Origin of the sequence: Pseudomonas sp. NBRC 111124 (genome assembly GCF_001320245.1) — a bacterium.
In the GTDB taxonomy this organism is placed as follows: Bacteria; Pseudomonadota; Gammaproteobacteria; order Pseudomonadales; family Pseudomonadaceae; genus Aquipseudomonas.
On record NZ_BCBA01000005.1, the window covers coordinates 146,002 to 166,289 of the forward strand.

Annotated in this window: 15 protein-coding genes and 1 pseudogene; 7 read left to right on the top strand and 9 right to left on the bottom strand. The window is 64.5% G+C overall.

Features of this window, described 5'->3' with window-relative positions:
- Positions 1 to 105 precede the first annotated feature (105 nt).
- The 3 genes from APH28_RS03460 (at position 106) to APH28_RS03470 (ending at position 3,976) form a co-directional block, all read left to right on the top strand.
- The gene (locus tag APH28_RS03460) at positions 106 to 1,017 is read left to right on the top strand and encodes a LysR substrate-binding domain-containing protein (RefSeq protein ID WP_060507646.1); all 912 of its coding nucleotides are present in this window, start codon (positions 106 to 108) and stop codon (positions 1,015 to 1,017) included.
- A gap of 96 nt (positions 1,018 to 1,113) precedes the next feature.
- Complete coding sequence (locus tag APH28_RS03465) at positions 1,114 to 2,376, top strand: OprD family porin (protein WP_060507647.1); 1,263 nt, start codon at positions 1,114 to 1,116, stop codon at positions 2,374 to 2,376.
- A gap of 1 nt (position 2,377) precedes the next feature.
- Entirely contained in the window at positions 2,378 to 3,976 is a 1,599-nt protein-coding gene (locus APH28_RS03470; RefSeq protein WP_060507648.1) for an MFS transporter, read from the top strand.
- A gap of 151 nt (positions 3,977 to 4,127) precedes the next feature.
- On the opposite strand, the gene APH28_RS03475 is transcribed toward APH28_RS03470, so the two are convergent.
- The 4 genes from APH28_RS03475 to ycaC form a co-directional block, all read right to left on the bottom strand.
- Positions 4,128 to 5,969: an amidohydrolase gene (locus APH28_RS03475; RefSeq protein WP_177334215.1), complete on the bottom strand. Its 1,842-nt coding sequence runs from the start codon at positions 5,967 to 5,969 to the stop codon at positions 4,128 to 4,130.
- 302 nt (positions 5,970 to 6,271) lie between these two features.
- Positions 6,272 to 7,090 carry an alpha/beta fold hydrolase gene (locus tag APH28_RS03480; protein ID WP_060507650.1) on the bottom strand — a complete coding sequence of 273 codons (819 nt, stop codon included), beginning with the start codon at positions 7,088 to 7,090 and terminating at the stop codon, positions 6,272 to 6,274.
- A 54-nt stretch (positions 7,091 to 7,144) separates the two neighbouring features.
- Entirely contained in the window at positions 7,145 to 7,711 is a 567-nt protein-coding gene (locus APH28_RS03485; RefSeq protein ID WP_082432252.1) for an antibiotic biosynthesis monooxygenase, read from the bottom strand.
- Positions 7,712 to 7,825: 114 nt separating this feature from the next.
- Positions 7,826 to 8,455 carry an isochorismate family cysteine hydrolase YcaC gene (gene ycaC / locus APH28_RS03490; RefSeq protein WP_027916991.1) on the bottom strand — a complete coding sequence of 210 codons (630 nt, stop codon included), beginning with the start codon at positions 8,453 to 8,455 and terminating at the stop codon, positions 7,826 to 7,828.
- A 220-nt stretch (positions 8,456 to 8,675) separates the two neighbouring features.
- On the opposite strand from ycaC, the gene APH28_RS03495 reads away from it, so the two are divergent.
- Positions 8,676 to 10,103 (top strand): mechanosensitive ion channel family protein, encoded by a 1,428-nt coding sequence (locus tag APH28_RS03495; RefSeq protein ID WP_060507652.1) that lies wholly within the window; start codon positions 8,676 to 8,678, stop codon positions 10,101 to 10,103.
- Positions 10,104 to 10,145: 42 nt separating this feature from the next.
- Here APH28_RS03495 and APH28_RS03500 read toward each other — a convergent pair whose 3' ends face one another.
- Entirely contained in the window at positions 10,146 to 11,432 is a 1,287-nt protein-coding gene (locus tag APH28_RS03500) for an FAD-binding oxidoreductase (protein ID WP_060507653.1), read from the bottom strand.
- A gap of 160 nt (positions 11,433 to 11,592) precedes the next feature.
- Positions 11,593 to 13,083, bottom strand: a complete 1,491-nt coding sequence (locus tag APH28_RS03505; RefSeq protein WP_060507654.1) for an aldehyde dehydrogenase family protein — start codon at positions 13,081 to 13,083, stop codon at positions 11,593 to 11,595.
- A gap of 136 nt (positions 13,084 to 13,219) precedes the next feature.
- Between APH28_RS03505 and APH28_RS03510 the strand changes: the two genes are divergently transcribed.
- Both APH28_RS03510 and APH28_RS03515 read left to right on the top strand, forming a co-directional pair.
- Positions 13,220 to 14,110 (top strand): LysR family transcriptional regulator, encoded by an 891-nt coding sequence (locus APH28_RS03510; RefSeq protein WP_060507655.1) that lies wholly within the window; start codon positions 13,220 to 13,222, stop codon positions 14,108 to 14,110.
- 90 nt (positions 14,111 to 14,200) lie between these two features.
- Positions 14,201 to 15,586 (top strand): VOC family protein, encoded by a 1,386-nt coding sequence (locus APH28_RS03515; RefSeq protein WP_060507656.1) that lies wholly within the window; start codon positions 14,201 to 14,203, stop codon positions 15,584 to 15,586.
- A gap of 142 nt (positions 15,587 to 15,728) precedes the next feature.
- Here APH28_RS03515 and APH28_RS29410 read toward each other — a convergent pair whose 3' ends face one another.
- From APH28_RS29410 to APH28_RS03525, 3 genes and pseudogenes are all read right to left on the bottom strand, one after another.
- Entirely contained in the window at positions 15,729 to 16,589 is an 861-nt protein-coding gene (locus APH28_RS29410; RefSeq protein ID WP_371263061.1) for a methyl-accepting chemotaxis protein, read from the bottom strand.
- A pseudogene (locus APH28_RS29415) lies at positions 16,584 to 17,627 on the bottom strand (Cache 3/Cache 2 fusion domain-containing protein); the annotation flags it as partial. The pseudogene APH28_RS29415 and the gene APH28_RS29410, both read right to left, overlap by 6 nt.
- A gap of 178 nt (positions 17,628 to 17,805) precedes the next feature.
- Positions 17,806 to 18,732, bottom strand: coding sequence for a LysR substrate-binding domain-containing protein (locus APH28_RS03525; RefSeq protein ID WP_060507658.1), 927 nt, complete (start codon positions 18,730 to 18,732; stop codon positions 17,806 to 17,808).
- 156 nt (positions 18,733 to 18,888) lie between these two features.
- On the opposite strand from APH28_RS03525, the gene APH28_RS03530 reads away from it, so the two are divergent.
- On the top strand, positions 18,889 to 20,271 hold the full coding sequence (locus APH28_RS03530) for a NorM family multidrug efflux MATE transporter (protein ID WP_060507659.1): 1,383 nt from the start codon (positions 18,889 to 18,891) through the stop codon (positions 20,269 to 20,271).
- The last annotated feature ends 17 nt before the right edge of the window (positions 20,272 to 20,288 follow it).

The window sequence follows — 20,288 nt, forward strand, 5'->3', positions numbered from 1 at the left end:
CAGCAATCTGGGGTGTTTCGCGTTGATGGGCACAGATTAAAATCATCACCTTTCCGGCGGTAGACTGCGAAAATTGCCTTTAGCGTTCCATCTGGAGAACGATCATTGGAAGACCTCAACTCCCTCTACTACTTCACCCAGGTTGTAGAGCACGGTGGCTTCGCCCCGGCCGGGCGGGCGCTGGACATGCCCAAGTCGAAGCTCAGCCGGCGCATCGCCGACCTTGAGGACCGCCTCGGCGTGCGCCTGCTGCACCGCACCAGCCGCCACTGCTCACTGACCGAGATCGGCCAGGCGTACTACAACCGCTGCCTGGCCATGCGCGTTGAAGCCGAGGGCGCGGCCGAGATCATCGAGCGCAACCGCAGCGAACCACGCGGGCTGGTGCGCATCAGTTGTCCAACTACCCTGCTCAACTCCTGGGTCGGGCCGATGCTGACCCGCTACATGCTCAAGTACCCGCAGGTGGAGCTGTTCATCGAGAGCACCAACCGCCGTGTCGACCTGCTGCACGAGGGCTTCGACATTGCCCTGCGGGTGCGCTTCCCGCCGCTGGAGAACACCGACATGGTGATGAAGGTGCTGAGCAACAGCACCCAGTGCCTTGTCGGCCAGCCGCAGTATCTGGAACAGCTGCCGAAAGGCTTCGACCCGCAGCTGCTCAGTACCCTGCCGAGCGTGCATTGGGGCAGCGCCCAACGGGAGTACCAGTGGGAGCTGTTCCAGGGTGAAGACAACAGCCGCAGCATTGTCATCCCGCATACACCACGCATGGTGACGGACGACCTGTTCGCCTTGCGCCACTTCGTGGTGGCTGGGGTGGGTATCGCGCACCTGCCGAGGGTGGCGGTGCGCGAGGACCTGGCGGCAGGGCGGCTGGTGGAACTCATCCCGGACTGGCACCCGCGGTGCGGCATCGTGCATGCGATCTTCCCGTCACGGCGCGGGTTGCTGCCATCGGTGCGGGCATTGATCGATCATTTGGCCGAGGAGTTCGCCATCAGCGACATGGCATGAACCCGTGCAGGTAAAGCAACCTCTTCCAGCACACAGTTACAAGACCCCTGACCTATCCTTGCTTCACAGTCCCGGATCATCCCCCTTGGAGGCCCCATGATCCGCGCCAATCACGGACCAGGCCGCGCCCTGCTCGCCACCCTCGCCCTCTCCCCGGTACTCAGCCAGGCCGACGAACCCGGCTGGTCGCTGCTCAGCCGCAACTACTTCCTCCACAGCGACTTCCGCTCACCGTCCGGCAGCGGCCAAAACTATCGCCAGGAATGGGCGCAGGGCTTCATCGGCGAGGTCCGCTCAGGCTTTACCGAGGGCACTGTCGGCGTCGGTATCGATGCGCATGGGTTCCTCGGTCTCAAGCTCGACGGTGGTCGCGGCCATGCCGGCACCGGCCTGCTGCCACGGGACAGCGATGGCCGTGCCGAATCGGACTATTCCAGCGCCGGTGCCGCGCTCAAGCTGCGCATGGGCAACACCCAGCTGCGCTACGGCGAGATGATGGTGGAGACCCCTGTGTTCGACACAGGCGACAAACGTCTGCACCCTGAATACGCCACAGGCTGGTTCGTGGAGAACACTGACGTGCCCGATTGGCGTTTGCAGGCTGGCCGTTTCACTGCCTTCAACAATCAGGACAATAGCTCGACGCATGACGACTTCAGTGGCTATGGCGCGACAACCGACAATCGCGCCATCAGCCTGGCGGGTGCGACATTCGCACCGCACGGCCCGTTTGGCGGCGCATTGTACGCCGGGCAGCTGGAAGACACCTGGCGCCAGGCCTACCTCAACTTGAACATGGCCGAGGGCAACTGGCGCGTCGACGGCAATCTGTACAAGACCCGCGACACCGGCAACGCCAGCGCCGGAGCGATCGACACCCTCGCCTACAGCCTGCTGGGCAAGTACAGCTTCGGCGCCCAGGCCCTGACCCTGGCCTACCAGAAGGTCGAGGGCGACACGCCGTTCGACTTCGTCGGCGGCGACTCCATCTACCTGGCCAACTCGATCAAGTACGCCGACTTCAACGGCCCCGGTGAGCGCTCGTGGCAACTGCGCTACGACCTCAACTTCGCCACCCTCGGCGTGCCTGGCCTGAGCCTGATGGGCCGCTATGTCAGCGGTCGCGGCATCGACGGCAGCCATGCACCTGCGGGCGGCGCCTACGCAAACCAGTACGGCCAGGGTGGCAAGCACTGGGAACGTGACGTCGACCTGAAATACGTGGTGCAGTCCGGTGCCGCCAAGGACCTGAGCCTGTCGTTTTCCCATGTCAGCCACCGCGGCAACCAGGCTCAGGCAGCCGATGACATCGACCGCATCTACCTGATCATCGAATACCCACTCAAAGGCAGCTTCTGACATGAGCACTTCCCCTTCAGGCGCCTGGAGCCCGTTGCGCAACACCACCTTCCGCATGCTGTGGATCGCCACCATCGCCTCCAACATCGGCACCTGGATGCACGAGGTCGGCGCCGGCTGGTTGATGACCACGCTATCGGCCAACCCACTGCATGTGGCACTGATCCAGGTGGCCGGCTCGCTGCCGATGTTCTTCCTCGCCCTGCCAGCCGGCGCGGCGGCGGATATCGTCGACAAGCGTCGATACCTGCTGCTGGTGCAGCTGTGGATGTCGTCGGTCGCCGTGGTGCTGGCGTGCCTGACACTGCTCGGGCTGATGAACGTCACCCTGCTGCTGGTGCTGACGTTGGCGCTGGGCATCGGCACCGCGTTGATGATGCCGGCCTGGAGCGCGCTGACGCCGGAGCTGGTCGGCAAGCAAGACCTGGCCAACGCAGTGGCCATTTCCAGCGTCGGCATCAACGTGTCCCGCGCCATCGGCCCGGCGCTGGCCGGCGTCGTAGTGAGCCTGGTCGGCCCTTGGCTGACCTTCGCCCTGAATGCCGCGTCGTTCGCCGGGGTGATCCTGGTGCTGTTCCTGTGGAAGCGTGAAGTGCAGGAGCCGCTGCTGCCGGCCGAGCGCTTCGTCGGTGCCATGCGCACCGGCCTGCGCTTCGCCCGCAGTGCCAAACCCTTGCAGGCTGTGCTTATGCGGGCATTGGCGTTCTTCTTCTGTGCCAGTGCGGGCACCTCGTTGCTGCCACTGATCGTGCGCGGCGAGATGCACGGCAGCGCTGCCGACTTCGGCCTGCTGCTGGCGGCCATCGGGATCGGTGCGGTAGCCGGCGCCACGCTGCTGCCGCGCCTGCGCGAGCGCATCAGCCGCGACCGACTGGTGATGCTTGCCAGCCTGCTGTATGCCCTGTTCCTGCTGGCGCTGGCGCTGGTACGCCACTTCTACGTGCTGCTGCCGGCGATGCTGCTCAGCGGCGCGGCCTGGATCGCGGTGCTGTCCAACCTGCAGGTGGCAGCGCAAACCTCGGTACCGGCCTGGGTTCGGGCGCGGGCGTTGTCGGTATATATCCTGTTCTTCTTTGGCGCCATGGCCTGCGGTGGCTTGCTGTGGGGCACGCTGGCCAGCCATGCTTCGATCACCCTGAGCCTGCTGCTGGCTGCTGGCGGCCTGGCGCTGGGCACGTTGCTGACCTGCAAGGTCACCCTGCCGGAGACCGAGGCCGAGGAGCTGACACCGTCGCTGCACTGGCCGGTGCCGGTGCTGAGCGATGACATGGACAAAGACAGCGGGCCGGTGATGGTCACCGTGGAGTACCACATCGAGCCGGCCAAGGCCGAGGCGTTCCAGCAGGCGGCGCGGGAGCTGGAGGCGATGCGCAAGCGCAATGGCGCATTGTCGTGGGGGTTGATGCGGGACAGTGCAGATCCTGCGCTATGGCTGGAGTTCTTCTTCGAGGAATCGTGGCTGGAGCATTTGCGCCATCACCATCGGGTAACCCGGGGGGAGCTGAAGATCGAGGCGCGGGTGCGCATGCTGCAGACCGAAGGAGTCGAAGTGAAGATTCGGCATCTGTTGGCTGGTGGGGAGCACAAGGCTCACCATTGATGCTGGCCTTACCGGCCCTTTCGCGGGGCAAGCCCGCTCCTACAAGGAAACGCATACCCTTTGTAGGAGCGGGCTTGCCCCGCGAAGAGGCCGGCACTGAAGGAACAAAAAAGGGGGCCAGCAACTGGCCCCCCTTTCATATCTGCTCAGCTTAGAACGCGAAGCACGAGCAACCCAGCGCACCCCAGAAGCCCTGGAAGTCGTTTACCGGCACACTCGATTTACGCGCCTTGTCATGGCTGTGCGCGTGCACCCCGCACGGCCCCGAGCATTGATGCACTGCAGCCGCCAGCGACGGCGTGCCCACGCGCCAGTGCCCTGGCACCTTGGCCACGGGGGACCACTCCGGCAGTACCGGTACCTGCGGCGGGCCGAGCTTGTCGAACTCGCCGGCACCATACACGACCTTGCCATCGACAAGGGTCAGCACCGACTCGATGCCCTTGATCGCTTCTTCATCGACGCTGAAGAAGTCCAGCGACAGAGCCGCCAGGTCGGCCAGCTGACCTACCTTGATTTGCCCCTTCTTGCCCTGCTCGCTGGAGAACCAGGCGCTGCCCTGGGTGAACAGCTGCAGCGCGGTTTCCCGATCCAGGCCTTCCTTGTACAGCTCCATGCCGCCAACGGTCTTGCCGCTGACCAGCCAGTACAGCGAAGTCCACGGGTTGTAGCTGGACACACGGGTGGCATCGGTACCGGCCCCGACTGGCACGCCCATCTCGAGCATGCGCTTGATCGGCGGGGTCTGCTCGGCAGCCTTGGCGCCGTAACGGTCGACGAAGTACTCACCCTGGAAAGCCATGCGGTCCTGGATGGCAATGCCGCCGCCCAGGGCACGCACGCGCTCGATGTTCTGCGGGGTGATGGTTTCAGCGTGGTCGAAGAACCATGGCAAGCCGTTGAACGGGATGTCGCGGTTGACCTTCTCGAACACGTCGAGCATGCGCGTGATCGATTCGTTGTACGTGGCGTGCAGGCGGAACGGCCAGCGCTGCTCGACCAGGTGGCGCACCACGGGCTCCAGCTCTTCTTCCATGGTCTGCGGCAGGTCCGGACGCGGCTCGAGGAAGTCTTCGAAGTCGGCGGCGGAGAACACCAGCATCTCGCCAGCGCCGTTGTGGCGCAGGAAATCGGTGCCGCTGTGCAGCTTGACGCTGGAGGTCCACTTGCGGAAATCGTCGAGCTCTTCCTTGGGCTTCTGAGTGAACAGGTTGTAGGCGATGCGTACGGTCAGCTGGTTGTTGTCGGCCAGCTCCTGGATCACCGAGTAGTCATCTGGGAAGTTCTGGTAGCCGCCGCCAGCATCGATGGCGCTGGTCAAGCCCAGGCGGTTCAGCTCGCGCATGAACTGGCGGGTGGAGTTGACCTGGTATTCCAGCGGCAGCTTCGGCCCCTTGGCCAGGGTGGCGTAGAGGATCATCGCGTTGGGGCGAGCGATGAGCATGCCGGTGGGGTTGCCGAACTTGTCGCGCTGGATCTCACCACCCGGTGGATTAGGCGTGGTCTTGTCGTAGCCGACGGCCTTGAGCGCAGCGCGGTTGAGCAGCGCGCGGTCATACAGGTGCAGCAGGAACACCGGGGTGTCCGGCGCGGCCTGGTTGATTTCTTCCAGGGTCGGCATGCGTTTTTCGGCGAACTGGAATTCGTTCCAGCCACCGACCACACGTACCCATTGCGGCGTCGGCGTGCGCGCAGCCTGGTCCTTGAGCATGCGCAGGGCATCAGCCACCGACGGCACGCCTTCCCAGCGCAGTTCCAGGTTGTAGTTCAGGCCACCACGGATCAGGTGCAGGTGCGAGTCGTTCAGGCCTGGGATCACCGTGCGCTGCTTAAGGTCGATGATCTGCGTGGCGCTGCCCTTGTGGGCCATGGCCTCGGCGTCGTTGCCCACGGCGATGAAGCGGCCATCCTTGATGGCGACGGCAGTGGCGGTGGGCTTTTCGCGGTCAACGGTGTGCAGTTTGCCGTTGAACAGAATCAGGTCGGCGGTCATGGAACCTCCTTGGGTGGATGCGTGGGCGGAACCGGCTTGGCCGGTGAAGGGCAATGCGGACCAGAGGGCGCCGGCAGCACCAAGTACAGTGCTGGTGGCGAGGAACTGGCGACGAGTCTTGTCGTTGCGGTCCTGGGACATGGGCTTCTCCGTCTGGGGGCGGCAGCAAGCGCAACTGCGGAGCATGCCGGTTGACGCAGGGTCAGGGCTTGGATGGATGTGCGGTGGGTTGTAGAAGGTTAGCCCTGCCCAGGTTTTCTGCTGCCAGGTTGGCAATGGGCCGCAACGCGGCCCCGGCTTTCCTAGCGGCTCAAGAAGGCCAACAGGTCCTCATTCAGCTGCTGCGCATGGGTCACCGCAAACCCGTGCGGCGCGCCGGCATACACCTTCAGCTCAGCGCCACAAATCAGCTCCGCCGCCTGCTTGCCGGTGGTCTCGAACGGCACGATCTGGTCGTCATCGCCGTGGATCACCAGGGTCGGCACATCGATCTTGGCCATGTCCGGGCGGAAGTCGGTCTCCGAGAACGCGGTCACACAATCGAGGGTGCCCTTGATCGAGGCCATCAGCGCGATGTTCAAGGTTTGGGTCTGCACGCCCTGGGAGACCTTCTGACCATGGTTCAGGCCATAGAACGGCGTGGCGAATTCGGCGATGAACTGCGCGCGGTCGGCACGCAGGCCCGCACGAATACCTTCGAATACCGACAGGTCGACGCCCTCGGGGTTGTCCTCACGCTTACCGAACACCGGTGTCACCGCCCCCAGCAGCACCAGCCCGGCCACCCGCTCGTTGCCGTGGCGGGCGATGTAGCGGCTGACATCGCCGCCGCCCATCGAGAAGCCCACCAGTGTCACGTCACGCAGGTCGAGGTGTTCGATCAGCTGGGCGATGTCGTCGGCAAAAGTGTCGTAGTCGTAGCCGGTCCACGGCTGGCTCGAACGGCCGAAGCCACGGCGGTCGAAGGCGATGGCGCGGTAACCGCGGCTGGCCAGGAACTCCATCTGCGAGTCCCACATGTCGGCGTCCAGTGGCCAGCCGTGGCTGAACAGCACCGGTTTGCCACTGCCCCAGTCCTTGTAATAGATCGAGGTGCCGTCGCGGGTAACGAGAGTGGTCATGTCGGTATCTCCTTGAAAGTCTGCAGTTGAAGGCGTCGAGTTGAAGGCGTTGGCTCAGCCGCGCAGCCAGTTGGCACAGCGGCGGGTTACCCAAGGCATGATGAAGAACACCACAGGCAGGATGACGAACAGGTTGACGATCAGGTTGCCGCTGATCGGGCCGCCCAGCTGCGGGAAGCGCGCAAACAACGGCGCCAGCAAGTGCGGGATGACCATGGTCATCGGGCAGATCACCAGGTAGGTCAGCAGCGCCTGCTTCCAGCGCGGTGGTTGCGCCGCGTTGACGCTTGGCGGGGTGAACCAGAATTCCGGGTCATCATGCACCTGGGTCTGGTCACCGCCATCGAGCAATGGCAGGACTTCGTTGACCAGCGCCTGGCGCTCGGCCGAGTTGACCCAGGCCTGCAGCAGGCTGGCGTCGGCGAAGCGCACCACGGTGGTGAAGTGCAGCCCGCCTTGGTCGGGGCGGATGACGTTGACGTCCAGATGACCCGGCTGGCGACGTGCGGTGCTGACCGCGCGCTTGAGCCATTCTTCGTAAGCCGCCAGCGACTCGGCGCGGGCCTTGTGCTGGATGACCAGGGTCACCACGTTGCGGTTGTCTTGGAGTGCGGTGTTCATCGGCGTTCCTTGGGATGAGCTTGCCCGCATCCACTGTGCAACGGCGGACGGGCGGAGGATTGGATAAGTGTGCTGCCCTTGTCGGGCACCGCCTGGCGGTGCCCGACGCCCGGCTTACTTGTTGGCGTTGAAGGCGTTGTAGCTGGTCATCAGGTTGCGGTAGTCCGGGATGTGGTTGGAGCACAGCGCGGCCAGGCCTTCGATGTCGTTGCGCCAGTCGCGGTGCAGCTCACAGGCCACACCGAACCAGGTCATCAGTTGCGCGCCCGCCTGGCTCATGCGGTCGTGGGCGGCGTCGCGGGTCATGGCGTTGAACGTGCCGGAGGCATCGGTCACCACGAACACGTCGAACTCTTCTTCCAGCGCCGCCAGCGCCGGGAAGGCCACGCATACTTCGGTCACTACGCCGGCGATGATCAGCTGCTTCTTGCCGGTGGCCTTGACTGCCTTGACGAAGTCTTCGTTGTCCCAGGCGTTGATCTGGCCAGGGCGGGCAATGTATGGGGCGTCCGGGAACAGCGCTTTCAGCTCCGGCACCAGCGGGCCATTAGGGCCTTGCTCGAAGCTGGTGGTGAGGATGGTCGGCAGGTTGAAGAACTTGGCCAGGTCGGCCAGGGCCAGCACGTTGTTCTTGAACGCGTCCGGCTCGATGTCGCGGACCAGGGACAGCAGGCCAGCCTGGTGGTCAACCAGCAGAACGGCGGCGTCGTCTTTGTTCAGGCGGTTGTATTTGAACGGGGTCATGGTGGTAGCTCCTAAGGGTTTTGATTTTCAGTAAGTTGGGTGTTTCGCGTTGATGGGAGAAGATTAAAACCAACACCTTTGGAGCGGTAGATAGCGGTTTTTGGCTTTAGCGTTCCATTTGGAGAACGATCAGTTGGCAGCGGTTTTGCTGACCTCATTGCTTGCCCGAGCAAGCTGCTCTATTACTACGCACAGCCCTCCCCTCACCCCCGAGACCTCCATGCTGGCGTTCATCCAGTCGTCCCCGTTGTTGCTCGGCACCACCCTGATCCTGCTCGACCTCGTGCTCTGGCAGCTGATCCCCCTTGAGCGCCGGGCCTGGCGCATCGGCACGCGGCTAGTGGTCTTCCTGCTGTTCAGCGCGGTGCTGGTAGCCGCCGGCATGAGCCCGCTGCAGCCGCCGCCGTGGCCCGACGATGTATCGCGCAACCTGATCGCCACGGTATTGACCATCGGCTGGTGGCTGTTCGGCGCGCGTACGGTGACCGTGGTGTTCGGCCTGCTGCTGGTGGCCCGTGGTAGCCACGGCGGTCGCCTGCTGCAGGATGTGCTGGGGGCGCTGATCTTTCTCGCGGCCGTGGTCGCGGCAGCGGGCTATGTGCTGCAACTGCCGGTGAAGGGCCTGCTGGCCACTTCCGGGGTGATGGCCATCGTCATCGGCCTGGCGCTGCAGAGCACCCTGGCCGACGTGTTCAGCGGCATCGTGCTGAACACCACGCGGCCCTACCAGATTGGCGATTCGATCTCCATCGACGGCACCGAGGGCAAGGTGCTGGATATCGACTGGCGCGCCACGCGCCTGCTCACCGGCAGTGGCAGCCTGGCGGTGATCCCCAACTCGGTGGCGGCCAAGGCACGGCTGCTCAACCACAGCCGCCCGGCCGATGTGAATGGGGTGTCGATCTGTGTGGTGGTGCCGGCCAAGGTACGCCCCAAACGGGTTTTCGATGCCCTGGAAAAAGCCCTGCAGGGCACCAGCGCGATCCTCGCCTCACCCAGGCCCAAGGTCACGGTGAAGGCCTCGACGCTGGAGTCGGTGGAGTACGAAGCCAGCGGTTTCATTGCTGACATGGGCGGCAAGACCGATGCCCGCAATCAGCTGTTCGACCTGGCGCACCGCCATCTGGAAGCCAGCGGGGTGATGTGGAACGTCGACCTGGCGATGCCGCCACGCAGCCGCCAGCGGGAAGTGCTGGACGAGGTGCGGGTGTTCCGCTCGCTGAGTGGCGAAGAACGGGACGCCTTGAGCCAGCGCATGACCGCGGTGGAGTATTTGGCCGATCAGGTGATTCTGGAAGTCGGTCAGCAGTCCGATCATCTGTTGGTGATTGGCAGCGGCGTGGTTTCGGCATCGGTGCGCGATGGCGACAAGCTGCTGGAGGCCGGGCGCATGGGGCCAGGTGAGGTGCTGGGGATCGAGGGGATCATCGATGAAGATGACTCGATGGCCGAGTTCCGCACCTTGACCAGCTGCGTGCTGTATCGCATCGAGAAGGAGCAGGTGAAGAGCTGCCTGGAGCAGCGTGGCGAGGTGCAGACGGCGCTGAGCAAGTTGCAGCGGTTTCGGCGCCAGAGCCGGGAGTCGTTGTTGCTGCAGAAGCCGGTTTCGATCAAGAAAGGCGGCTTCCTCAGCTGGCTGCACAAGTAAGCCTGTGCCTTTTCGCGGGTAAAACCGCGAAGAGGCCAGTGGCTACAACACCACTCTCAGGCATTGCCCCGCGTGGTACAGCGAGAACCCGGACTCATAGAAGGCGGTGCGCAACGAAGGCGCACTCACGCCCTTCATCGGCGAGAACGGGATCGGCAAGCTATCCGCCTCCCCCTTCAGCAGGAACTCGGCAAACGCCCGGCCGATCACGGTCCCGGTGGTGTTGCCACGGCCGTTATATCCGGTCACCGCCACCAGCCCCGGTGCCGGTTCGAACAGTCGCATCAGGTGGTCCGGGGTGAAGTCGATGCAGCCGGTCCAGTGCATTTCCCACTCGACCTTGCCCAGCTCCGGGTAGTAATGGCTCTGGATCCGGTCGGCCCAGCTGCGCACGAACCACGCCGGCTTGTTGTCGACCCGGCCGAGGCTGCCTAGCAACAGGCGCCCCTGATCGTCGCGGCGGATGCTGCTGAGCACGGTGCGGGTGTCCCACGAGCCCTGGCCATGCGGCAGCACCTTGTCGGCGGCCGCGCCGTGCAGCGGCTTGGATGCCACCTGATAGTAATAGCCACGGAAGAACTGCTTCTGCAGGTTGCTCCAGTCGCCTTCGGTATAGGCGCCGGTGGAAATCACCACCTTCTCGGCACGCACCGACCCACGTACTGTCTTCACCCGCCAGGCATCGCCATCGCGCTCAAGGCCTTCTACCGCCGATTGCTGGAACAGCTTGCCGCCCAGGCGCGCCACGGCGGCGGCCAGGCCCTGGGTGTAGCCCATCGGGTTGATGGTGCCGGCGCGACGGTCAAGCAGCGCGGCGGAAATCTTGTCGGTCCCGCAGTATTCCTGGCACTGGGCGCCGGTCAGCAGTTCGACGTCGGCACCGCGGCGGCGCCATTGCTCGTGTCGGGCCTCGAGGTCAGCGATGCCGGTGGCGTTGTGCGCCATGTGCAGCGTGCCTTTGTGCTGGGCCTGGCAGTCAATGCCAAGGCGCTCGATCATGGCGAACACTTCAGCCGGGGCTTCGCCAAGCACTTTGTTCAGGCGGCTGCCCTGCTTCTGGCCGAGGGTGGCCTCGACATCATCGGGGCGGATCCAGGTGCCGGCATTGACCAGCCCGACGTTGCGCCCGGAGCCGCCGTGGCCGATCTTCCAGGCTTCCAGCAGGATCACCGACTTGCCCTGTTCGAGCAGGTGGATGGCCGCTGACAGGCCGGTGATGCCGCCGCCAATCACGCAGACATCGGCCTTGTGCTCACCGGCTAGGGCCTGGGCGGCCACGCTCGGTTTGCTGACGAATTCCCACAAGCACTCTTGACGCAATTCGGACATGGCCCGGCTCCAGCAATTTGTTCTTGTTGGGGCTGCTTTGCAGCCCATTCGCGGGGCAAGCCCGCTCCTACAGGGATCGCGCAGGCGCTGGAGATCCCTGTAGGAGCGGGCTTGCCCCGCGAACCGGGGGTTACGCCCCCGGCCATGCAGCATCAATCCATCAGTCGAACACGATACCCTGCGCCAGCGGCAGCTCGCGCGAGTAGTTCACGGTGTTGGTCTGGCGGCGCATGTAGCCTTTCCAGGCATCGGAACCGGACTCACGACCACCGCCCGTCTCCTTCTCGCCACCGAACGCCCCGCCAATCTCGGCGCCGCTGGTGCCGATGTTGACGTTGGCGATGCCGCAGTCACTGCCCGAAGCACTCTGGAAGCGCTCGGCCTCACGAAGGTCGGTGGTGAAGATGCACGACGACAGGCCTTGTGGCACTTCGTTGTTCAGGCGCAGGGCCTCTTCGAAATCGTCGTAAGCCAGCACGTAGAGGATCGGCGCGAAGGTTTCGTGGCGCACCACGTCGCTTTGCGCAGGCATTTCGGCGATGGCCGGGGTGACGTAGTAGGCGTTCGGGTACTGGTCGGCCAGCTGACGCTCGCCACCGAATACCTGGCCACCCTCGTCACGGGCCTTGGCCAGTGCACCCTGCATGGCATCGAACGACTGCTTGTCGATCAACGGGCCAACCAGGTTGTCCTTGCGTGGGTCACCGATGCGCACTTTGCCGTAGGCGGCCTTGACGCGGGCAACCACTTCGTCCTTGATCGAGCGGTGCACGATCAGGCGGCGCAGGGTGGTGCAGCGCTGGCCGGCGGTACCGACAGCGGAGAACAGGATGCCGCGAACGGCCAGGTCGAGGTCGGCGCTCGGGGCCAGGATCATGGCGTTGTTGCCACCCAGCTCCAGAATGCTGCGGCCGAAGCGGGCGGCCACACGTGGGCCGACTTCACGGCCCATGCGGGTGCTGCCGGTGGCGCTGACCAGCGGTACGCGTGCGTCGTCGACCATGGCTTCGCCAGCTTCGCGGCCGCCGATCACCAGTTGCGCCAGGCCAGCCGGTGCATCACCGAAGGCTTTCAGGGCTTTCTCGAACAGCGCCTGACACGCCAGGGCGGTCAGCGGGGTCTTCTCGGACGGCTTCCACACCACCGAGTTACCGGCCACCAGTGCCAGCGCGGTGTTCCATGCCCATACGGCCACAGGGAAGTTGAAGGCACTGATCACGCCGACCACGCCCAGCGGGTGCCAGGTTTCACGCATGTGGTGGCCAGGGCGCTCGGAGGCGATGGTCAGGCCGTACAGCTGACGCGACAGGCCGACAGCAAAGTCGCAGATGTCGATCATTTCCTGCACTTCGCCCAAGCCTTCCTGGGTGATCTTGCCGGCTTCGATCGAGACCAGCTCGCCAAGGTCGGCCTTGTGCTCACGCAGCACTTCGCCGAACAGGCGCACCAGCTCACCACGGCGCGGAGCCGGCACGCTGCGCCAGGCTTCGAAGGCACTCTGGGCCTGATCGATGCGGGCGATGGTCTCGGCCTTGCCGAGCAATTTCACCGAGGCGATCTGGCTGCCGTCGATCGGCGTGTGAACAGGGTAGTCGCCCTGGGTGTAAGCCTCGGCGGCAACGCCAAGGCGCTCGAGCAATCCAGCAACCATTTGTGCTTCTCCTACATCGGGTGATGGGGTGGAAAAATGATGTGGATCAGTATTAATCCGATCACACCGGTGCAACAAACGACCTTTATTCCGCATATCATTCCGTCAGGTAATGATTTGAGCCGCAGAGACCGCTATGTCCAAACGCCTGGTGCCTTCCATGACCGCCCTGCAGTGCTTTGAGGCTGCAGCCCGCCACCTGAGCTTCACCCGTGCCGCCGAAGAGCTGCACCTGACCCAAAGTGCGGTCAGCAAGCAAGTGGCGCAGCTTGAAGAGATGCTGCGCCACCACTTGTTCCTGCGTATCCGCCGGCGCCTGCAGCTCACGCCCGCTGGCAGCCTGTACCTGGCTGAGGTGAACAAGATCCTCACTCAGGTCGACATGTCCAGCCGCTACGTGCTCACCTATGGCGAGCAGACCGAGATATTGAAGGTAGCCACTCAACCGAGTTTTGGCGTGCGCTGGCTGATCCCGCACCTCAAAGGCTTTGGCAAACGCCACACGAACATTCACCTCGACATCCGCAACGAGATGGAGCCGTTCGCCTTGCTGCAGGGCTCGGCGGATGTAGTGTTCTTCTACGGGCAGGGGACTTGGCCGGGGGCTACCTGCGTGGAGCTGTTCGGCGAAGAGGTGGTGCCGGTGTGCGCGCCGGAGCTGTTGGCAGGGCGTGCGCTGGGGGATGCGGGTGAGTTGGCGGACATGGTGCTGCTGCAGAGCACGTCGCGGCCGGAGGCCTGGCATGAGTGGTTTCTGGAGCTGGGGTTGCACAGTGTCAGCGCTTACCACGGGCCGCGCTTCGATACGTTCTATATGGCGCTGAGTGCAGCGCAGGCAGGGTGTGGGGTGGCGTTGGTGCCGCGGTATCTGGTGGCTAAAGAGCTGGCAGAGGGTAGCTTGGTCATTGCGTGGAATCATGCGATGGGCAGTGCCGGCAAGCATTACCTGGCCTATGCCGAGCATGCGGCGGAGGTGCCCAAGGTCAGGGCATTGGTGGAATGGATTCGCGAGCAGCTTCAATCATAAAAGGAATGACAGACCCACTTTTTTTCGCTTGTGAGCCAAGTGCATTCCCAGCTTTCATGTAAGTGTCCGAACCTAACCAGGAAGCTAGCGATGCCCGCCTACGATTTCGTCAGCCCCGACAGCATCCGCGCGCAGTTCTCTGCCGCCATGTCGCTCATGTACAAACAGGAAGTGCCGCTGTACGGCACGCTGCTGGAGCTGGTGAGCGAAGTCAACCAGCAGGTCATGGCCCAGCAGCCCAAGGTGGCCGAGGCCCTGCGCTGGACCGGCGAAATAGAACGCCTGGACCAAGAGCGCCACGGCGCCATACGCGTCGGCACCGCCGAAGAACTGGCAACCATCGCCCGCCTGTTTGCGGTGATGGGCATGGCACCGGTCGGCTACTACGACCTCAGCTCTGCCGGCGTGCCGGTGCACTCCACCGCGTTCCGCGCCGTGCATGAACAGTCGCTGCATGTCAGCCCGTTCCGCGTGTTCACCTCGCTGCTGCGCCTGGAACTGATCGATAACCTGCCCCTGCGTGAGCTGGCCCAAGGCATCCTGGCCAAGCGCAAGATCTTCACCGCGCGCGCACTCGAACTGATTGCCCAATCCGAGCAGGATGGCGGCCTGAACGCAGCCGATGCCGACGAATTCGTCCGCGAAGCCCTGCACACCTTCCGCTGGCACCAGGACGCCACGGTCACTGCCGAGCAGTACCAGCAGCTGCACGATCAGCACCGCCTGATTGCCGACGTGGTGGCCTTCAAAGGCCCTCACATCAACCACCTGACCCCACGCACCCTGGACATCGACGCGATCCAGGTTGGCATGCCGGCCAAGGGTATCCCGCCGAAAGCCATAGTCGAAGGCCCCCCTACCCGCCGCCACCCGATCCTGCTGCGCCAGACCAGCTTCAAAGCACTGCAGGAGCAGGTAGCGTTCAGCGATCACCAGGGCAGCCACACCGCGCGTTTCGGCGAGATCGAACAGCGCGGTGCAGCGCTGACACCGAAGGGCCGGCAGCTGTACGACAAACTGCTAGATACCACCCGCGCCGCTCTGAGAGGCGCGCCTGCCGAGGCCAATGCCGAACGCTACATGGCGCTGCTGCAGGAAAGCTTTACTGCCTTCCCGGATGACCTGGCACAGATGCGTGAGCAAGGGCTGGCGTACTTCCGTTACTTCGCCACCGAGAAAGGTCTGGCAGCACGTGAGCAGGCGGATCGCCCTACCACGCTGGAAGGCCTGATTGCGGCAGGCCATGTGCACTTCGAGGCGCTGGTATACGAGGACTTCCTGCCGGTGAGTGCGGCAGGGATCTTCCAGTCGAACCTGGGCGATGAGGGCCAGGCCGAGTATGGCAGCAATGCCAACCGCGAGGCTTTCGAAGCGGCGCTGGGGCTGCAGGTGCAGGATGAGCTGGCGCTGTATGCGCAGAGCGAGCGGCGCTCGTTGGAGGCGAGTGCCCAGGCGTTGGGGCTGGGTTCGTTGTAAGGCTTGAAATCGCGGGGGCGCTTTGCGCCCCATTCGCGGGGCAAGCCCGCTCCTACAAGTTATGCGCAAGCCTCAGGCCTGCGATGATCCTGTAGGAGCGGGCTTGCCCCGCGAATGGGCCGCGAAGCGGCCCCCTGCGGTCTCAGCGGAAGCGGTCCACTTCCTGGCGCAGCTGCGCCGCCAACCCTTCCAGCTCCCGCGCGGTAAAGGCCAGTTCATTGGCCACATCACGCTGCTCGCTGTTGGCCTGGGCAATGCTCTGCAGGTTTCGGCTGAGCACCGTCGCCGTGCTGCTCTGCTCCTGGGTCGCGGTGCTGATCACGGCAAACTGCTCGCCTGCGGTACGGCTCTGCTCATCGATCCGCGCCAGCGCTTCGGCGACCTTGTCGTTGCGCGCCAGCCCTTCCTGCATCAGCAGGTTGCCCTGCTCCAGGGTATTGATGGCGTGCCCGGTCTGCTGCTGGATGCTGGTAATCATCCCGGAAATCTCATCGGTCGCCTGACGGGTACGCGCAGCCAGCCCACGCACTTCATCCGCGACCACGGCAAAGCCACGGCCCTGCTCACCGGCCCGGGCAGCCTCGATGGCGGCGTTTAGCGCCAGCAGGTTGGTCTGCTCGGCAATCGCAGTGATTACGCTGATGATGCCGCCAATCTCCTGCGAACGTGCGCCCAGGCTGTCCATCACCGTAGCGGTGCCGCCCAGCGCCTCGGCAATCTGCCGCAGCGAGCTCGACGCTTCATCCATGGCGCCGCGGCCGATGCGGGTCTGCTGGGCATTGTCACGGGCCATGCGCTCGGTGCCGGCCATGTTGTCGGCGATGTTCATGGAGGTCGCGCTGAACTCCTCCACCGCACCGGCCATGCTGGTGATTTCGCCGGACTGCTGGTCCATGCCCTCACAGGCACCGGTAGACAGCCCGGACAGCGAACGCGCACGGCTACTGACCTGCTCGGAGGCACTGCGGATGTGCTCGACCATGGTCGACAGCGCCTCGCCCATCTGGTTGAAGCTGCGCGCCAACTGACCGATTTCGTCATGGCTGGCCACGCTCAGTCGCGCATTCAGGTCACCGGCACCCAGTGCCTCGGCCTGGCGCACCAGGTCATCCAGCGGGCGCAGCTTGCGGCGCAGCAGCCACAGGGTGGCAGCCACCGCCAGCAGCATTGCCAGCAGGCTGCCGATGGCCAGGCGCAGGCCAACGCTCCAGGTCACCTCGCGGATTTCAGCCTTGGGCATGCTCGCGATCACGGTCCATGGCCCCTCGGCGAACGGCGCGCTGGCGCTGAACAGGTCCTGCTCGGCATTGGCAGGCGGCACCAGCCATTGGCCCTGGTCATCGCGAATGGCCAACGAACCGGTTGCGCCGATGCGGAAGCGCTTGAGGTTGGCGAACTGGGCGTTCTGCGCGTCGGTGTAGTCGAAGCCGACGAACAACACCGCGATCACCCGGCCGTTGCTGTCGCTGACAGGCACGTAGCGGGTCATGTAGTTGCGCTCGAACAGCAAGGCGCGGCCGACGTACATCTGCCCGGCCAGCAGCTTGGTGTAGGCCGGGTGCTGGCGGTCGAGCTGGGTGCCGATGGCGCGGGTGCCGTCCTGCTTCTTCAGGTTGGTGCTGATGCGCACGAAGTCATCGCCGCTGCGCACGAACAGGGTCGCGATGCCAGCGGTCATCTGCTGGAACTCGTCGACCACCTGGAAATCGTTGTTCAGCAGCCGATCGCCCAGATAGAGGGCTGGCGTGCTCTGGCCTGCGACCTGCACAGTCTCGCCCGCGTGCAACGCCAGGCCCGAGGCAAAGCGGCGCTCGAACAGGCCGCTCAGCCGCTGGGTGTTGTCCTTCAGCGAGCCGTGAAAGGTATCGAGCTGATCGGCCAGCAGCCGCGCTTCGCTGGCCAGGTGGGCCTGGCGGGTGGCGAGGTTGGCATCGTCCAGCGCACGCAGGGCGAACAAGGTACTGCCGGAAATCACCAGCGCCAGCACGATGGCGAGGGCGATACCGAGTTGCGAGGCAATTCGGGCACGCGGTTGAGACATGTTGAAGCTCCTGGCAAGAGGCCGGGATCGTCCTGATCACGCTGACCGCCCGCTTGTTATCGACGGGAAATCGCGCCCTCTTCCGGGACGCTGGTGCCAGTAGATCGGCGTCGCTTGTGAATACTTGAGTGTCGGGCCGGGATATTCGCAAACGTTTTCCTTTCGCCGATACAGGTGATCAGGTAGCGGGCAGAATTTCCACCACCGGCAGGTCCACCGCCGCCGCCTCCTCCTGCAGAAACACGCTCAAGCGCCGCAAGCGCTCCCCACCCGGTCGGGTACGCGGCCACACCAGGTAATAATCCATGCCACTGGGCACCGCCGTCGGCCACGGAAGGCTCAGGCGCCCCTGAGCGACATCCTCGGCAACCATCAACAAGTCACCCATCGAAATGCCGTATCCCCGTGCCGCCGCAATCATGCCCAGCTCCAGGGTGTCGAACACCTGCCCGCCCTTTAGCGACACCTTTTCGCTGAGCCCCATGCGCTCCAGCCATTCGCGCCAGTCCCGCTTGTCGGGGGTCGGGTGCAGCAACTCGATACCGGCCAGCCGCCGCTCGTCCCACGGCCCTTCCTTCAGCAGATCCGGCGCGCCCACCGGGATCAAGAGCTCGGAAAACAACCGACGCACCTCCCAGTCCGCCGGGAACACTCCGTCGCTGAGCAACACCGCGCAATCGAACGGCTCCTGATTGAAGTCCACGTGGTCGACATCCATCCACGCACTGGTCAGCTGCACTTCGTTGCCCGGCTGCAAGTGGCGGAAGCGGCTCAGCCTTGCCAGCAGCCAGCGCATGGTCAGGGTCGACGGCGCTTTCATGCGCAGAATGTCGTCTTCCCCGCGCAAGGTATCGCAGGCCCGCTCCAGCGCAGCAAAGCCTTCACGCACGCCAGGCAGCAGCACCCGCGCCGCCTCGGTCAGCTGCAGGCTGCGGCCACTGCGCACGAACAGCCGACAGGCGAAGTGCTCCTCGAGGGTGCGGATATGCCGGCTGACCGCGCTCTGGGTGATTGACAGCTCTTCACCCGCACGGGTGAACGAGCTCAGCCGCGCAGCCGCTTCGAATGCGCGCAGTGCATACAAGGGAGGTAGCTGGCGGGACATGAGGCACCTGTCATACGGGGATGTGGATGGAATGCTCAGAATCATATATGCATGAGTTCAACTCATGCCAACCATCGCATTTATCCTTTTGTGCAAAGCTGACCGAAGCCTCAGAATCGTCGCCTTGCTCACAGGACCAGGAAGAAGGACACCCCCATGCATGTCGCGCCCACCACAGAACTCAAGGCTTTGCTGCGCCTGGCCGGGCCGCTGATCGCCTCGCAGTTGGCGCACATGCTGATGGTGCTCACCGATACCCTGATGATGGCCCGCATCAGCCCGCAAGCCCTGGCCGGGGGTGGCCTTGGCGCGGCAAGTTATTCGTTCGTGTCGATCTTCTGCCTGGGCGTGATCGCCGCAGTCGGCACGCTGGTGGCGATCCGCAAGGGCGCCAACGACATCGAGGGCGCGACCCGCCTGGCGCAGAACGGCCTGTGGCTGGCCTGGGGCCTGGCGCTGGTGGCGGCACTGGCGCTGTGGAACCTGAAGCCGGTGCTGTTACTGTTTGGCCAGCAACCGGAGAACGTCGACTCGGCGGCCGAATTCCTGACCCTGCTGCCATTGGCCCTGCCCGGCTACCTGACCTTCATGGCCCTGCGCGGCTTCACCAGTGCGCTGGGCCGCTCGACCCCGGTGATGGTCATCAGCCTGGTCGGCACAGTGCTCAACTACCTGCTCAACGTCGCCCTGATCGAAGGCATGTTCGGCTTACCCAAGCTGGGCCTGATGGGCATCGGCCTGGTTACTGCAGTGGTGTCGATGGGCATGGCCATCGCCCTGGCGCTGTACATCCGCTGGCACCCGGCCTATGCCCCCTACCCGCTGCGCAAAGGGCTGTCGCGCCCTTCGCTGCCGGCCCTGCGCGAGCTGTGGCGGTTGGGCCTGCCGATTGGCGGCACCTACATGGTGGAAGTCGGGCTGTTCGCCTTCGCCGCGCTGTGCATGGGTGTGCTGGGCAGCACCCAACTGGCGGCGCACCAGATCGCCCTGCAGATCGTCTCCACCGCGTTCATGGTGCCCACCGGGTTGTCGTATGCGGTGACCATGCGTGTGGGCCTTTACTACGGCGCTGGCAACCTGCTGGCAGCACGCAGTGCCGGGCGGGTGGGGATCGGCTTCGGCGCGACGATCATGTTTGCCTTTGCGGCGTTGTTCCTGCTGTTGCCGGAGGCGCTGGTGGGGCTGTTCATCGACCGCAACGACCCGGGCTTTACCGCGATCTATCAGCTGGCGGTACAGCTGCTGATGGTGGCGGCGTGGTTCGAGCTGTTCGATGGGATGCAAACTATTGCCATGGGCTCGATCCGCGGCTTGAAGGACGCCAAGACCACCTTCCTGATCGGGTTGTGCTGCTACTGGCTGGTGGGCGCGCCGAGTGCCTGGCTGTTCACCTTTACCCTCGGTGGCGGGGCGGTGGGGGTGTGGTGGGGGCTGGCGTTGGGGCTGGCCTGCGCAGCGGTGGCGCTGACCCTTGGCTTCGAGTGGCGGATGAAGCGCTTGCTGGGCAAGGCCGGCGTTGGAGCTGCGGCTTCGGCCTGACATGAAGGCCTCTTCGC

Excerpts from the sequence above, each read along its gene's own strand:
- APH28_RS03465 (WP_060507647.1), top strand. The coding sequence starts at position 1,114 with ATGATCCGCGCCAATCACGGACCAGGCCGCGCCCTGCTCGCCACCCTC.
- APH28_RS03470 (WP_060507648.1), top strand. The coding sequence starts at position 2,378 with ATGAGCACTTCCCCTTCAGGCGCCTGGAGCCCGTTGCGCAACACCACC.
- APH28_RS03475 (WP_177334215.1), bottom strand. The coding sequence starts at position 5,969 with ATGACCGCCGACCTGATTCTGTTCAACGGCAAACTGCACACCGTTGAC.
- APH28_RS03480 (WP_060507650.1), bottom strand. The coding sequence starts at position 7,090 with ATGACCACTCTCGTTACCCGCGACGGCACCTCGATCTATTACAAGGAC.
- APH28_RS03485 (WP_082432252.1), bottom strand. The coding sequence starts at position 7,711 with ATGAACACCGCACTCCAAGACAACCGCAACGTGGTGACCCTGGTCATC.
- ycaC (WP_027916991.1), bottom strand. The coding sequence starts at position 8,455 with ATGACCCCGTTCAAATACAACCGCCTGAACAAAGACGACGCCGCCGTT.
- APH28_RS03495 (WP_060507652.1), top strand. The coding sequence starts at position 8,676 with ATGCTGGCGTTCATCCAGTCGTCCCCGTTGTTGCTCGGCACCACCCTG.
- APH28_RS03500 (WP_060507653.1), bottom strand. The coding sequence starts at position 11,432 with ATGTCCGAATTGCGTCAAGAGTGCTTGTGGGAATTCGTCAGCAAACCG.
- APH28_RS03505 (WP_060507654.1), bottom strand. The coding sequence starts at position 13,083 with ATGGTTGCTGGATTGCTCGAGCGCCTTGGCGTTGCCGCCGAGGCTTAC.
- APH28_RS03510 (WP_060507655.1), top strand. The coding sequence starts at position 13,220 with ATGTCCAAACGCCTGGTGCCTTCCATGACCGCCCTGCAGTGCTTTGAG.
- APH28_RS03515 (WP_060507656.1), top strand. The coding sequence starts at position 14,201 with ATGCCCGCCTACGATTTCGTCAGCCCCGACAGCATCCGCGCGCAGTTC.
- APH28_RS29410 (WP_371263061.1), bottom strand. The coding sequence starts at position 16,589 with ATGGGCGAGGCGCTGTCGACCATGGTCGAGCACATCCGCAGTGCCTCC.
- APH28_RS03525 (WP_060507658.1), bottom strand. The coding sequence starts at position 18,732 with ATGTCCCGCCAGCTACCTCCCTTGTATGCACTGCGCGCATTCGAAGCG.
- APH28_RS03530 (WP_060507659.1), top strand. The coding sequence starts at position 18,889 with ATGCATGTCGCGCCCACCACAGAACTCAAGGCTTTGCTGCGCCTGGCC.